Here is an 882-nt window from a genome sequence, read left to right as displayed (position 1 = left end):
GGCAATCTCGGGAAGGCAGTTACGTTTTTGACGGGAGTACCCTGTTATCCGACCATGCCCTGCGAGATTGCCACGTCGCTTCGCTCCTCGCAATGACACATCAAGCAGTGCCGAGGTGCACCAGTGCTCCCGCGCGATTGAATTGCTCTGCCCAAGGCGCTCATTGACCACCTTGGGCAGCAGCGGATTTCTGTGTACTCCCAGCTGCGGATGCGATAATACGATAAAGCAGGCGGTTTATCTATGAAAATTATCCTCAAACGCATTTCCCTATTTGGCGCGCTCGCTCTGGCCGCCATCCTGCTGATGAGCTGCCGGGCCTCACCTGACGTTGCGGAGCTGGAGTGCTGGATCGTATTCCGGCATGGAAGCAGCTGTACCGTGACGAATGCAGAGGGAGAATCGCTCACCTATCGCGATGACGGGGCTGTTTTTGGCACGATGGAGCGCTATGAGTCCTCCTATGGTGGCCTCGGCTACGACAACTGCATAGATATCGATATGTTCCGCGTACCGAGCAGTGCGTTCTTTACGGTCGAAGGTACACAGGGCCAAAGCAGTGTCGAGGTGATTTGGGGCAAGGCGTACTTCGGTTCGGCCGTGGTCGGCAAAACGGAGACGGCGCGGATCGCGCCGCTGCCCACGGAAACTGTCGGCGAGTAACGGCGGAAGATCTCCTGATACTCCTGTTAAGCGCATGCACCCTGTAGGGGAGCGGACAGCCGGACCCGGCGTAGCGCTTGCGATTCGTACAGGCTATCGTCAAAACGGTAAACACTCTCGATTTGTCATTGCGAGGCCCCAGCGGGGCCGTGGCAATCTCGGGAAGGCACTGCCGATGCGAACCAGCTGCCGATAAAATGGTATGCACCAATTGCGTCT

At 57.4% G+C, this 882-nt stretch carries 1 protein-coding gene; it reads left to right on the top strand.

The genetic code is table 11. The annotated features are described in order from the left end of the window. Positions 1–243: 243 nt before the first annotated feature. Entirely contained in the window at positions 244–663 is a 420-nt protein-coding gene (locus tag WMO66_RS04590; protein ID WP_349135209.1) for a hypothetical protein, read from the top strand. The last annotated feature ends 219 nt before the right edge of the window (positions 664–882 follow it).

The sequence above is a fragment of the Faecousia intestinalis genome, assembly GCF_040096185.1.
Lineage (GTDB): Bacteria > Bacillota > Clostridia > Oscillospirales > Oscillospiraceae > JAZOXB01.
This window is presented reverse-complemented; position numbering and strand designations above follow the sequence as displayed.

Coding starts and splice junctions, on each gene's coding strand:
- WMO66_RS04590 (WP_349135209.1), top strand. CDS start 244: ATGAAAATTATCCTCAAACGCATTTCCCTATTTGGCGCGCTCGCTCTG.